8 protein-coding genes are annotated in these 13,891 nt (G+C 38.0%); 4 read left to right on the plus strand and 4 right to left on the minus strand.

The window, feature by feature from the left end; translation table 11 throughout:
- Positions 1-40: 40 nt before the first annotated feature.
- The 4 genes from FKV42_RS11990 to FKV42_RS12005 form a co-directional block, all read right to left on the minus strand.
- Positions 41-556, minus strand: a complete 516-nt coding sequence (locus FKV42_RS11990; protein WP_154810523.1) for a chemotaxis protein CheW — start codon at positions 554-556, stop codon at positions 41-43.
- Between the two features lie 17 nt (positions 557-573).
- Entirely contained in the window at positions 574-2,367 is a 1,794-nt protein-coding gene (locus FKV42_RS11995; RefSeq protein ID WP_154810524.1) for a methyl-accepting chemotaxis protein, read from the minus strand.
- Positions 2,368-2,898: 531 nt separating this feature from the next.
- The gene (locus FKV42_RS12000) at positions 2,899-7,107 is read right to left on the minus strand and encodes a PAS domain S-box protein (RefSeq protein ID WP_154810525.1); all 4,209 of its coding nucleotides are present in this window, start codon (positions 7,105-7,107) and stop codon (positions 2,899-2,901) included.
- 359 nt (positions 7,108-7,466) lie between these two features.
- Positions 7,467-11,372 (minus strand): PAS domain S-box protein, encoded by a 3,906-nt coding sequence (locus FKV42_RS12005; RefSeq protein WP_196214130.1) that lies wholly within the window; start codon positions 11,370-11,372, stop codon positions 7,467-7,469.
- A 313-nt stretch (positions 11,373-11,685) separates the two neighbouring features.
- Here FKV42_RS12005 and FKV42_RS12010 point away from each other — a divergent pair, with 313 nt between their 5' ends.
- From FKV42_RS12010 to FKV42_RS12025, 4 genes are all read left to right on the plus strand, one after another.
- Entirely contained in the window at positions 11,686-11,874 is a 189-nt protein-coding gene (locus tag FKV42_RS12010) for a hypothetical protein (RefSeq protein ID WP_154810527.1), read from the plus strand.
- Between the two features lie 64 nt (positions 11,875-11,938).
- The gene (locus FKV42_RS12015) at positions 11,939-12,085 is read left to right on the plus strand and encodes a DUF1660 family phage protein (protein WP_154810528.1); all 147 of its coding nucleotides are present in this window, start codon (positions 11,939-11,941) and stop codon (positions 12,083-12,085) included.
- A 121-nt stretch (positions 12,086-12,206) separates the two neighbouring features.
- Positions 12,207-12,629 carry a hypothetical protein gene (locus tag FKV42_RS12020; RefSeq protein WP_154810529.1) on the plus strand — a complete coding sequence of 141 codons (423 nt, stop codon included), beginning with the start codon at positions 12,207-12,209 and terminating at the stop codon, positions 12,627-12,629.
- Between the two features lie 17 nt (positions 12,630-12,646).
- Entirely contained in the window at positions 12,647-13,879 is a 1,233-nt protein-coding gene (locus FKV42_RS12025) for a hypothetical protein (RefSeq protein WP_154810530.1), read from the plus strand.
- The last annotated feature ends 12 nt before the right edge of the window (positions 13,880-13,891 follow it).

A 13,891-nucleotide genomic window follows, 5' to 3' on the forward strand; every position in this document is an offset into this window, starting at 1 on the left:
ATTATAATTAAAATCCCGATATTTATCCTCTGAAATAAAATTATGCAGGAACATATCCTGCATTTTCCAACCGGCCGATTTGCACTTTTTGCTCATCGGTGAATATCTTATCGATATCAAGCAATATGAGTAAACGCTCATCGATCTTACCTACGCCTTGGATATATCTCCCGGTGATCTGGGAAACTATAACTTCAGGTGCGGATTCAATGTTCTCACTTGATATCCTCAATACCTCGCTAACTGCGTCAACAATCATTCCTGCAACCAGCTCCCCTATTTCTACAACTACTATACGCGAATCAGTACTCATTTTTTCATGAGCAAGGCCGAACTTTGCCGAAAGGTCGATTATGGGGATTATGCTGCTGCGCAGGTTTATGATGCCTTTCACATAAACCGGTGCATGGGGAATTTTAGTGATGTCAGGTATACGAATGATTTCTTTGACCTTAGATATCTCAATGCCGAACTCTTCATTGTAAAGCTGGCATATGACCAACTGGAGCAGCTCTATAGAAGAGCTGCCGTCTTTATTCAAAACAGATTTTGTCATAAGAATACCTCACAGCATCAGACAAATCTTACCTTTGAATGGTTTGGAGATCCTTCATTCATATTTACAGATACCGACATCTCCCTTTTATCGGCACGGCCTGATTTCCCGGCAGCAGCATCACTTTCGGAATCTAACCGGAACTTCGACACTATGGACTGCATATTAGCCGCTACATCCGCAAGTTCTTGTGCTGATGTTGAAAGTTGATGCATGGAAGCGGACTGTTCCTGAACAGAAGCGGAAGCCTCCTGTGTCCCTGCTGCGGATTCTTCCGCAACGGCAGATACCTCTTCAATGGAGGACGTGATCTCTTCAATTGATGCGGACTGCTCTTCTGCAGCCGCAGCAATCTCCTGTACCATCTTAACAATGATATCTCCTGCTTCCACAACTTCTTCGATCGCACTAACCGACTTCTCGAGAGAAACTGCCCCCATGTCCACTTCCTCCATACCTATCTTCATAGAGGAAACTGCATTATGGGTTCCATCCTGCATCTCATGGATGAGCTGCGCTATCTCCTTGGCTGCATTACCAGAATCCTCAGCCAGTTTTCTCACTTCGTCAGCTACTACGGCAAACCCGCGTCCATGCTCACCTGCCCTCGCAGCCTCAATGGCTGCATTAAGAGCAAGCAGATTGGTCTGGTCAGCGATGTTTGTAATGAGGCTGACAATCTCCCCGATCTGCTTGGATTTGCCATCAAGCTCTTTGATGACGTTTGAAGAGTCGCCCGCTGCAGACTTGATGCTGTCCATCTTTAACAGGAGGTCCCGGGACATCTCACCAAGGCCATGTATGAGATTGTTGGATTCTACAGCATTTTGCGCAGCCTTCTCTGAATTACCAGCCACTTCCTGGACAGAGTGGGTCATATCGATCATCGACCTTGAAACCTCTTCGGTCTTGGTGGACTGCATCTGTGTGCCTTTTGATATCTCGTTTACAGTGCTGGCTATTTGTTCGGAGGTAGCTGTCATTTCCTCACTGGATGCGGACATTTCCTGTGCAGTGGAGGCAATCATTTCAGCGTTCTTGTTCACAAGAGTGACCATATCATTCAGGGACAACCTGCAATCTTCCACACCTTCTGTGAGTTGTCTGAAGTCTCCGACCCCATGAACTTTTACATTTCTTGTCAGGTCATTGGACGAGATCGAATCGAGGACTTCTGATAAATCGTCGATTACACTCTGAAGCTCGTCCCCTAACTCATCAAGAGTGTCACTTAGTTGCCTGAAGTCTCCCTTGGTATGTATCGTTACTCTCGCATTCAGGTTGCCTTTAGCATAGGCATTAATTACCCTTGCAGCTTCGTTCACAGGACCTACAACTGCATCTAAGCAATTGTCGACCCCCTCAACAATCTTAAGATATGCACCCTGATGTTTAGAAACATCAGCACGAGTACCAAGCTGACCATTAACTCCTGCCTGAGCCAGAATATTTGCATCGGCAACGAGGTTATTGATTGCTTCAATACAGGTATTGAGGTTGTTCTTGATATTATTGAAGTCACCTTTGTACTCATCAGTAATTTTTTCAGGAATATCACCTTTGGAGATCCTGTCAACGTATTCTGCAGAAACAATTAATGGCCCAACCACTGCGTTAAGAAGTTCATTAACGCCTTCTAATATTTCCCTGTCAGTTCCTTCGTATGATTCAACTCTGGCACGGGCATCAAGTTTTCCCTCAACTACTGCCTCGACAAGTGCGAGTATCTCTTTTACGGCAGTTGAATTATCTTTTGAAGTATCAAGAGAATCTTCAAATTTATGTTTTTTACCTAGCAAGTATTCCATCATGTATATCCCTAGCCTAATATTAATCAAATTTTTGTAAATAACTATTATTTGCTATACGTATCAGTTTGCAAATATTTCTGACATTATGAATAAATATTTAAATTTTAGCAAGTTATTCACAACTGTGCATGAAGTCACACATACTATATAAATATAATTATGTAAAAAATAATAATTGAAATGACGTATTGTAGCACGTGCCATATGTGCTAAGCATAACTGTACATAAAAATTTATAAAACAATGATATCTATAGGAGTTAATCCAATTAGCTCCAAAACTCTCCCATTCTAATTAGACAAGTCACCCTCAATAAATGATTCAAAATGAATTCCTCTTTGTAACCCATTTTGTACTTCTATAAGTACAAGCAACTGATACAATACAAAACTCAATAGAGATCAGCTTTAACACGAGGTTGATAGTACGCCTGAGGCTCCATTCTTATTTTCGACTATTCAAAACTCATTACAGATGTGTTTTGATTCGCCTAGATGAGGGAGGATTAATCAGAGTTCTTGCATATAGAAATTAACAGCTTCCCGAATCAATCGGTATTGTAAAAGTGAATGAACTTCCCTTGTCAGGTTCACTTTCAACATGTATCTGCCCTGAATGCATCTCCACGTAATATTTAACAATAGCAAGCCCAAGTCCTATTCCTCCGTGAGTACGGCTTGTAGATGAACTGGCTTGCTTAAAAGGTTCAAAAATAGTTTTTTGTTTTTCCAGAGGAATTCCAATACCATTATCGGATACAGATATCTGGATATTTCCGTTGATTATTTTAGAATCAAACCACACTTTCCCATTTTTAGGTGTAAATTTGATCGCGTTGCTAAGAAGATTGAACATGATCTGTTTGATTTTCATTCTGTCGACATTTATTTCCAGCTTATCGAATTCACTGTTGGTTTCAAGAACAATATGCTTATCGGCAACCAGAGGTTCCGTTAGTACTGTAATCTCATCCATTATTTCTTTGATATCTGTTATTTCAGGTGCATATTCCATATTGCCAGATTCAATTTTTGAAATATCAAGGATGTCATTGATAAGTTCTAACAAATGATTGCCACTTCTCTGTATATTACAAATATAATGCATTTGTTTTTCATTCAGATCACCAAATACTTTTTCATTCAATATCTGGGAAAAACCAATAACAGAATTAAGTGGTGTGCGAAGTTCATGGCTCATGTTCGCAATAAATTCCGATTTGATCTGATTTGATTCCTCAGCCAGGGCTTTAGCTTGAAGAAGGAGCAGTTCTGCCTGTTTACGTTCGGTTATGTCTCTGCACACGCAAAAAACCAGTTTCTGACCGTTAAGGATTATGCCATTAGAGCTAACTTCGACATCAACGAAGCTCCCATCCTTACGACGTTGAAGTACTTCAAATATAACCCCGGATTCATCAGTGTTTTTTATATATTCAATTAGTCGCTTAGGTGAATATCTATTGTCCCAATCCCATACGTGCAATTGGAGTAACTCACTCATAGAATAACCCAGCATATCAGCATATTTCTGGTTAGCTTCAATAACCTCACCTTTATCATTGAGAACTACTATTCCATCATTGGACTGCTCTATAAGGATACGTCTTCTGTTAGTTTCTTCTGCAAACCTGGCTTCAGTCCTTTTTTTCTCAGTGATATCAGCATGAGTTCCATACATGAGAAGGGGTTTTCCCGCGTCATCCCATTCTATTACTTTACCACGAGCATGTATCCACACCCACTCTCCATTCTTATGCCTCATACGTACTTCATGATCATAGATTTCCAGTTCGCCCGTAAAGTGTTTTTGAAGAAGTACATTCATTTCGTTCTTATCTTCAGGGTGAACCAATTTATTCCATGTATGGATATCAAGAGGAAGCAGTTCGTTGAGTGTATAACCTACTATCTCTGCCCAACGTTCATTAAATGAAGTTATACCCGTCTGAATATTCCATTCCCATGTCCCGACATTCGTACCTTCGATGATATTAGCCAGACGTTTGTGTTCTTCTAAGATGGACTTTTCTGCTTGTTTTCTTTCAGAAATATCTCTACCAATACCCAGAATCCCCATGACTTTTCCACTGGAATCATACATTGGAGTTTTGATGGTTTCCAGATATTCTTGATGTCCATCAGCAGCATAGGTGACCATTTCTTCATTGATAGTAAGCTTACCTGTTTCTAAAGTTTCAAAATCCTTCTGCCTGAACAGATCTGCAACTTCCTTATCAACAAAATCATAATCTGTTTTTCCAATGATATCTGCTATATCTGCATTCAATAATTGTTCTAATTTATGATTGCATGTGATGAATACACCATTAATGTCTTTGACCCATAGAAGATCAGGAATAGTATCTATAATCGTTTGCAGTTGTTTCTCACTATTTTTTAGTGTCATTTCTGCATTTTTACGTTCAGTGATATCCTGAATCATACCAATGACCACATTCCTGTCAGCAAAATATTCTCCAGCGGAATGGATATCACGAATTTCGCCATCACTTACTCGCCGAATCTTAAATTCAACATCGTAACGGATGCCTTTTGTAATCAGATCAATCATTGAATCAGATAGCATTTGATGGTATTCGGGTAACGCTAAATTTCGTATATATTCATTAGTATATTCTTTATCATCTTCAATTCCATAGATTTTTCTTGCTTCTTCGGATGCATCGACTATGTGAGAAGTTAAGTCGATTTCCCAGCTTCCGACATTTCCGACACTTTGTGCAGTACGCAGTTGTATGTCTTTCCTTAGCAATTCAATTTCAGCCAGTTTGCTTTCAGTTATGTCTGTTAAGAACAATGTAAGCCCAATAACATTTCCATCATCATCCTCAAGCGGGCTATACACATTCTCATACCATCTTCTGTTGAGTGAGGAATCACCATATTCTTCAATAACAGTGAAAGCTTCCCCTGCAAGTACCCTATCAAAATTAGCTTTTGCCTTTTCCATATCTGCAGGATTTTTGATGTAATCAAGCATGCTAACACCAATCTCGATCCTGGAACCCCAGATATGTTCCATTGTCATCTGATGATTTTTATTAAAAGTAATGTACCTGTAATCTTTATCAAGAGCAAATATAACAACATCTTTTGGACTTTCTATTACTTCCTGCAACAGTTTGGATGCATGTTTGTATTGCTGCTTTGCTTGTTTCAATGATTCTGCAGTTCTATTTATTTCAGTAATGTCTCTGCAAATACAATATGCCAGGTTCTGTCCACATATCGTAGCATTGGTACTGGTTACCTCAACGTCATATGAACTACCATCCTTACGGCGGTGCTTTGTCTTAAAATAGCCATGCTGGTCAGTAGTTCTGATTGCTTCGGATAACTTCTCACGGGTAAATGATTCATCCCAATCCCATATATGAAGTTGAAGTAATTCATTCATGGGGTAGCCAAGCATATCTGCATATTTCTGGTTTGCCTCAACGATCTTTCCATTCTGATCGATAACAACAATTCCATCATTTAATTGTTCAAAGAATATACGTCTTCTAATAGCTTCTTCTTTAATTTTTTCTTCAGCCGTCATTCTTTCGGAAACATCTCTGCCAATCCCCAGCACACCTATAAGTTTTCCATTTGAATCATACATAGGACTTTTAATAGTTTCCAGATATTCTTCATGGCCGTCATCAGCATAGGTAACTGATTCCTCATTCACCAAAGGCTTGCCAGCTTCTAATGTTTCGATATCTTTTTGTCTGAAAAAATCTGCAAGTTCTTTGGCAACAAAATCATAATCTGTCTTTCCAATAATATCTTCTTGCTTAGCACCAACTAATCGCTCGAACTTAGGGTTGCATCCGAGGAATGTACCATGGACATCTTTAATCCATATGCAATCTGGAATAGTATTCACCAGTGTACGTAGCTGTCCTACAGTATTCCTTAGAACAGCTTCTGCTTCTTTACGTTCAGTGATATCTTGAATAATAGCGGCAAAACAATCATCTTCAATTTTACATGCGTTCACAGAATAATGTTTATTTTGCTGTGGATTGAATGTTTCAAAACTTGCAGGTATTCCAGTGAGAACAACGTTTCCGTATGTTTCAATTAAGGATGTTTCTTTTACATATGGATGAATTTCAGTAATAAGTTTGCCAATAACATCGGTTATTTTCAGTCCAGTATATTTCTCAAAAGCTGGATTTGCTTCCAAATAGATGCAGTCTATTGGTTTTCCATCATCATTAAAAATCATTTTATGGAGGACTACTCCACTGATGGCATTCTTTATTATTTGATCGTTTTTACTTGTGATATATCTTAAATCCCTATCATTAGCTTCATCTTCAAGAAGAACTTCTTCACATTCATTTACCTTTGATATATCATTGACCATTAAGCAAAGAAGAGTTCTTTCTTCAGTGGTTATTGGAATTAAACAAATATCAACATCGTGGATTTCATTATTTTGCAGTTTTTGTTTAGAGATGAAATGATTTTGAATCCCCTTCTCTGCTTTAGATAACTCTACTTTTATTTTTTGTTCAGACATCATATCGATTTGAGTTATTTTCATTTGTCTGAAATCTTCAGATGAACAGCCATAAAAATAGGAAGCAGCATTATTAGCATAGATAATATCCAGGCTATCAGGATCAATAATTAGCATAACAGCTTTATCGTTATTGAATAGGCACGAGTATTCCGTCTCTATTTTCTCCTGAATGCGCTTTAAAGATCTGGAATTATCTTTCATATATCCTCTTTGATTACTTTTTTGAAAAAAAGTAGTTATTATTTATATATAAGTAAAATATCAACCGTGCTGCATTATATTATGTTAATGTGTAATTATTGCACATAATATATAATAGATGTCATATTAATTATTTTTAATATCCCCTGAATATTGTTTTTAGAGAGTCATAATGACTTTTCCTGCCATCCATGCTATACATATCTCGAATTGCACTTCATCCGGATTGCATATTTTGACAGGAGTTGAATTATTTGCCTTGCCAGAATACACCAAGTTATGTGATGTAGATGCATTGTAAGGAATAGAAATGTCTATATAAAGGTCAAGTTTTGATTAAATTTATGATGGAAAATAGATTAATTTATTCTTGAATCAATCGGTATTGTAAAAGTAAAAGTGCTTCCTTTTCCAACTTCACTTTCAACATAGATTTCTCCTGAATGCATCTCTATGTAATATTTCGCAATAGAAAGTCCGAGTCCTGTTCCACCGTGAATGCGGTTTGCAAAGGAACTAACCTGCTTGAACGGATCAAATATAGCTTGCTGCTTGTCCAAGGGAATACCAATACCGTTATCGCATACAGATATCTGAATACCTTTGTCCAGGATTTTAGAATTAAACCAAACTTTGCCATTTTCAGGTGTGAATTTAACTGCATTGCTAAGAAGATTATATAGAATTTGTTTAAGCTTAAGCTTATCAGCATCAACTTCTAGCTCTTCAAAGTCCTTATTAACTTCAAAATCAATGTTTTTCGCTTTGATCAGAGGCTCCATTAATGATGTGATCTCATTGATCACTTCCTGTAAATAAATTGTTTCGGGTGTAAATTCCATATTACCTGATTCAATTTTTGAAATATCGAGTATATCATTGATCAATTCCAGCAGATGTTCCCCACTTTTCAGTATATTACAGACATAACCCATTTGTTTTTCATTCAGCTCTCCGAACATTCTGTCTGTTAGTACCTGGGAGAATCCAATTACCGAATTGAGTGGCGTACGCAGTTCATGACTCATGTTTGCAATGAATTCCGATTTTGTTAGGTTTGACTCTTCAGCCAGTGCTTTAGCTTGAAGAAGAGCTAATTCAGCCTGTTTACGTTCAGTAATATCCCTGCACACGCAAAAAATCAGATTCTGACCGTTAAAAATAGTCCCATTTGAGCTGACTTCAACATCAATAAAGCTCCCATCCTTACGACGTTGGCTTGTTTCAAATCTAACTCCGGATTCATCAGTATTTTTTAATAATTCAATTACTTCCTCATGTGAATATCTATTGTCCCAATCCCACACGTGTAATTGGAGGAACTCATTCATAGAATAGCCCAACATATCAGCATATTTCTGGTTAGCTTCAATTACTTCCCCTTTATCATTGAGAACTACTATTCCATCATTGGACTGCTCTATAAGAATACGTCTTCTTGCAGTTTCTTCTGCAACCCTGGCTTCAGTCCTTTTTCTCTCCGTGATGTCCTGTATAGTACCAATAACTACATTTCTTTCTGCAAAGTATTCTGCTGCAGCACTAATGAAGCGAATCTCCCCTTCTTTTGAGCTGGGGATTTCAAATTGAATATTATAAGCTTCTTTTCTTTCAATAAGGGCATTCATTGCGTTGTCCATTATTGGACGATATTTTGACAATGGGATTTTTTGTATTCTTTTTATTGTAAGCTCCTCATCTACTCCTACTCCGTATATGTTTCTTGCTTCCTCTGAAGCATTAACGATTCCAGAATTGAGATTGAACTCCCAGCTTCCAATATGTCCTACTTTTTGAGCTGTACGCAGTTGCATTTCTTTCCTTCGTAATTCCATTTCTGCCCGTTTACGTTCAGTTATATCCCTGCATACACAAAAAACAAGTTTCTGGCCGTCAATGATTGCTCCGTTCGAACTAACTTCAACTTCCAGTAAAGTTCCATCTTTACGACGGTGTAGTGTCTCGAACATGCAACCAGATTCATCAGTATTCTTTATCACTTCAATTAGTTCTTCGGGTGTCCATTGATTGTCCCAGTCCCATATGTGTAACTGGAGCACCTCATCCATAGAATAGCCCAGAATATCAGCATATTTCTGGTTAGCCTCAACAACCTCACCTTTGTCATTAACAACAACAATTCCATCATTGGATTGTTCAAAGAGGACACGTTTCCTGATAGTTTCTTCTGTCATCCTTTCTTCAGCTTTTTTTCGCTCAGTTATGTCTATGATTGCCGCCATAACTCTTTCAATACCATTGATGATTACAGGACTCAATCGGACATGCTGCCAAAAAGGCTCTCCGGTCATCTTTCTGTTGAACCATTCAAATTCCTGTGTTCCTTCATCTGCAGCTTTATGTATCCATCTCAGTGCATCTTTATAGGAATATTGAGGGAGTGACCATAATTCATTTGTTTTTAGCTGCTCAAGCGAAGAAAAACCATACATTTCACAGGTTTTAGGATTTGCATCAATGATCTCACCGCTATCCCTGTCATGTATTATTATCGAAATCGGTGCTTCTGTAAAAAGCGCCCTATATTGTTCTTCCCTGTCAAGAATAGTTTTTTCTGCCAGTTTGCGTTCAGAAATATCGTGATAATTCACAAGGAATCCATTTATTGAAGGCTCATCAAAAAGGTTTATACCTATAAATTCCGCCCATTTGTAGTTCCCATCTTTGCAACGGTACCTTGCTTCTATTTTAGTGGTAGCTTTTGGTTTAGTAGATATCTCATAGAGTGCTTCCTGTGTCTTTGCAATATCATCCGGGTGCATCAGTTCCCATGCAAAGTTACCAACCAGTTCCTCAGGTTTCCACCCAAACCATTTTTCTACATTTGGACTTTTGTACCTGTTAACCCCGCTTTTATCAACAATAGCAATAACGTCGGAAATGTTAGCTACCATTGCACTGAGCTTTTCTTCACCTTCTTTTAGTGCTTTTTCAGAACGTACTCTACTAGTAATATCTCTGGTAGTACCCTGTATAATCAGAGGTTTTCCATTATCATCAGTGATCACTTTACATATTATCTCGACAGGAACACTATATCCTTTTTTATGGAGTAGCTCTACCTGAAACATGATGCCTTCTGATTTATCAGGTTTTCCCATTTCCAATTGCATGAGGTCCATCATTTTCCTAAAATTACCTTCGTCACAGTGATCACTGAGTTTTGACCCAATCCATTCCTCGGGAGTAAATCCCATAATCCTAGTTACTGCCGAATTAATGTATGAAAATACCAAGTCAAGTTCCAAAATCCAGATGCTATCTAGAGTATTATCAGCAAGGAAACGGTATTTTTCTTCACTTTCATTGAGCGCATTTTCTGATTCTTTCAGCTCAGTCATATCCCTATATTCAACAGCCCTCACATTTCGTCCTTTATACGGTACGTTCCTTACTTGTACGAAAATGGAATATTCAGTTCCATCTTTTTTAAGTCCTGTGGATTCATAAGATAATTCCTGCCATGTTCGCATATGAATTGTTGCTTCATCTCTGCACCTTTCGGAAAGGAGGAGCAGTCCATCCATCCCTATCAGTTCGTCAAGTGAATATCCTGTCATTTTAGAAAGACCTAAATTACAGTCAATTATAATGCCATCTCTATGCAGGAAAAGCCCACCTAAGGGTGCATCTGTCAGTGATTTATATCTTTCTTCACTTTCCTTCAGTTCATTTTCAGCTTTTCTATGGGAAATGCATTCTCCAATCCCATCAGCAATCATTGTGAGGAGGTTGATATCCTCTTCATCCCATCTACGTGCTTTAACACAATCATCAAATCCAATAAAGCCCCAGAACTGCTGACCTGCAAAAATGGGAATCAGCAGTATTGAAAGAATCCCCTGTTCGCCAAGTATCGTTCTTTCAGGTTCATCCAGTTCTTCTACCAAATGCGCAAAGTAGTTTCTTGTACTTAATATGGATAATAGAGTAGGACTCCCTTCACTATAGGGCAGATGTTGAAGGTCCGGGTTGTCAATTTGTGCATCGATTCCTTCTGAGACAACTTCATATACCTGAGACATACAGAGACCATTATCAGGGTCATTTTCATTTTCAAAAATATACAATCTGCTAACATCTACAACCTGATGTATTGTGTCAAGTATTCTGGGTAAAATGTTGTCCAGACTGTTTTGTTCAAGTAAAATGCGCATGCATTTGACTGTTATAAGCTCATAGTCCAGTCTTTGTTTGAGTTTATTTTCTGTATCAAGAGTGTCAACATTGCCCGTTTTATTCATCTTGATGGACTCCATTGTCTCATTTTTAAGTCCCTATATATTAGATCACAATCAAAAGATTAACAATATATAAGTAAACACAACAACCGCCGATTTTATATGATGTCTAATATACATATCCAGTTCATATTTATAAATGTTTAGTTTATAGAATATTTCCATGCAGGCTCCTGCATAAATTTATGATTGCTTATTAGAAATTTTTAATATGAGCATTTCAGTATCAACCTGATAAAATATTAGTTAAAACTATTTCACAAACCAGGTTCTCAAAAACATAAAATAATAAAAGTGTTAATTAAGTGACAGGTGCATGTCATTGGATGCTAAAGAGATCATTCTGGTAATTGTAGTTATTATAGCTGCTTTTGCCTTAGTAAAAGCCATTCTTAATTTCATGGGAGCTTTTTTCCATCTGGCATTCAGTTTTGTGTATCTTCTTGTTGTGTTCGCTGTGATTGTTCTGGGGATTATGGTTGTGGTGAAGTTGTTGTTTAAATGATGCTGTGAACTCAAAACATATAAAAATGTAAATTTTTTATATTCAATAATACTAATTTCACTTGGTGGTTGTAATCTCAATTTTATGTAAACTGGGTCTTCATAAATGGAGAAAAGCTGGAAGTTTTTCTAATTTTTCATCAAATGTACGTGATCAACGTTATGAATGTGCAAGATGTGGAAAAAGAAAGACAAAAGTAGAAGCAAAATAGTTCAATGCGATTTATATCCACAAATTTCCAAATGCAGAGACTGTTATGAAGAAAAGCACTATATACTACTGACCATATAATTTTACATAACTCATTATCTAACGTGGGAGGAGGGAGTAAAATGAGTGACGTCATTAATTTTCGTCTGGATATGACAAGAGAGGAACTAAAAACAGAGCAGGAAGTCTCCGGGGATATAGACGAATTTAGTATCGAAAATATCAAACCTATTACGAGTCTGCCGGGGGAACCTCTGGAAGAAGCTCGTTTTGTCGAGCCGGTAACAGCTCTTGTTGGTGCAACTGTCCTTTACCTTGCAAAACGTATGATCGATCATTGGTTTAAAGAGAAGGAGCAGGGTGTTATGATGGACTTGAGGGAAGTACCACCACTCATATCACGAATTGCCGGCATACCAATGGGTTTTCTTGTAATCATTGATAAAGACGGCCAGGCTACAACCCACAAAGTAGACTATGATAAAGGCGATGATGAGGCATTGAAATCCATGATGTCCATACTAAACCTGGCATTGGGTCAATAAGGGGGGATCTAAGCTCAATGAGCAATAATTTTGAGTACCTGAATGGAGCCATTAATATTTCAGCACCATTGCCGGATATTTTGCAGGAAAAAGGGTTAGACGCATTCTATGAAAACCCCAATAATGCAAAGTGGGGAGATGTTCTCTGCCGTGTGCTCTATCATGAATCCATTCATTTCTGGCAATTTCTTGCCTCTGGCTATATAGCCAATCTGATCAGTGAGGAATGGAAACGCCTGGATCATTTTGAACAAATGAACGAGATAATCCCTAAAAGTGATTTTTTAAAGAACTTTAGCCAGCGTCCTGAAGACATCCCATTTTCGCCTTATGAGCTTACCGAATGCTGGGCCAGGTATTGGGATGTTCATACTCGCAGTCCTGCACGAATAATACAGGAAGAAGGAATTGAAATTGGCGAAGCTAAAACCTATAATAATAGACTGGCTGGCAATTATTCATGGATAGAATATGACACAATAATGCAACAGGGTGAAGATTCTCACCTCTATGCTCAGCCCTACAGATGGCTGTTGGAAAAAGCTTCCGGCAATAGTTATCTTATCGCACTTCTGTTTCCAGTAATAACCCACGCATCATTTGGCAGCCCTGACCCGGTTAGTGTTTTCACATCTTGTTTTGAACGTGCAACAGAGGAAGATATAATAAAGGAGATAATGGAACATCGCTCAGGTAATATTAATTTTGACTGGATCAATAGCTGGACATTCGCCTGGGACAAAATTGTGTTACCAACACTTGAAGAGAAAAACTTACCTGGTTTTACAAGCGGTTTTGATGTAATTCAAAGAGGAACATTGGGAACTCATCCAATTTACCGCGAATATCTTGAAAAAGCACAGGTTTTATGGAAATTTGTGAAACTGGCAAATATGTTTGATACTTCTGGCGAAGATCAAAATGATATATCTGATTATTCCATGGACGAAATCGAAAACCATGCAATTAAAGAAATGGCTGCAAACAACCCCTGGATCATTTTTGCTCTGCCGGGTCAGCCACACTACCGGAATTTATTAGGTCACTACCTATCGCCTCCGATTATAAGCTTCAAGAATATCACATATTCAACTAATAAAGCCACTAGCATGTGGGAATCAAAAGACAAAATGGATGAAACACATGAAACTTTTGAATCGAAAGCAAATGAACTGGAAATTAGAATCAGGCGATTTCGTGCAGCAGAAAAAGCTCAGTCTCTGGGACTGCCACTCAATGCATTTGAATAATTGACTCTAAAT

The sequence above is a fragment of the Methanolobus vulcani genome, from assembly GCF_006546655.1.
Taxonomy (GTDB): Archaea; Halobacteriota; Methanosarcinia; order Methanosarcinales; family Methanosarcinaceae; genus Methanolobus; species Methanolobus vulcani_A.

What these genes read in the sequence shown, in the direction of transcription:
- FKV42_RS11990 (WP_154810523.1), bottom strand. Translation starts at nt 556, where the DNA reads ATGACAAAATCTGTTTTGAATAAAGACGGCAGCTCTTCTATAGAGCTG.
- FKV42_RS11995 (WP_154810524.1), bottom strand. Translation starts at nt 2,367, where the DNA reads ATGATGGAATACTTGCTAGGTAAAAAACATAAATTTGAAGATTCTCTT.
- FKV42_RS12000 (WP_154810525.1), bottom strand. Translation starts at nt 7,107, where the DNA reads ATGAAAGATAATTCCAGATCTTTAAAGCGCATTCAGGAGAAAATAGAG.
- FKV42_RS12005 (WP_196214130.1), bottom strand. Translation starts at nt 11,372, where the DNA reads ATGAATAAAACGGGCAATGTTGACACTCTTGATACAGAAAATAAACTC.
- FKV42_RS12010 (WP_154810527.1), top strand. Translation starts at nt 11,686, where the DNA reads ATGTCATTGGATGCTAAAGAGATCATTCTGGTAATTGTAGTTATTATA.
- FKV42_RS12020 (WP_154810529.1), top strand. Translation starts at nt 12,207, where the DNA reads ATGAGTGACGTCATTAATTTTCGTCTGGATATGACAAGAGAGGAACTA.
- FKV42_RS12025 (WP_154810530.1), top strand. Translation starts at nt 12,647, where the DNA reads ATGAGCAATAATTTTGAGTACCTGAATGGAGCCATTAATATTTCAGCA.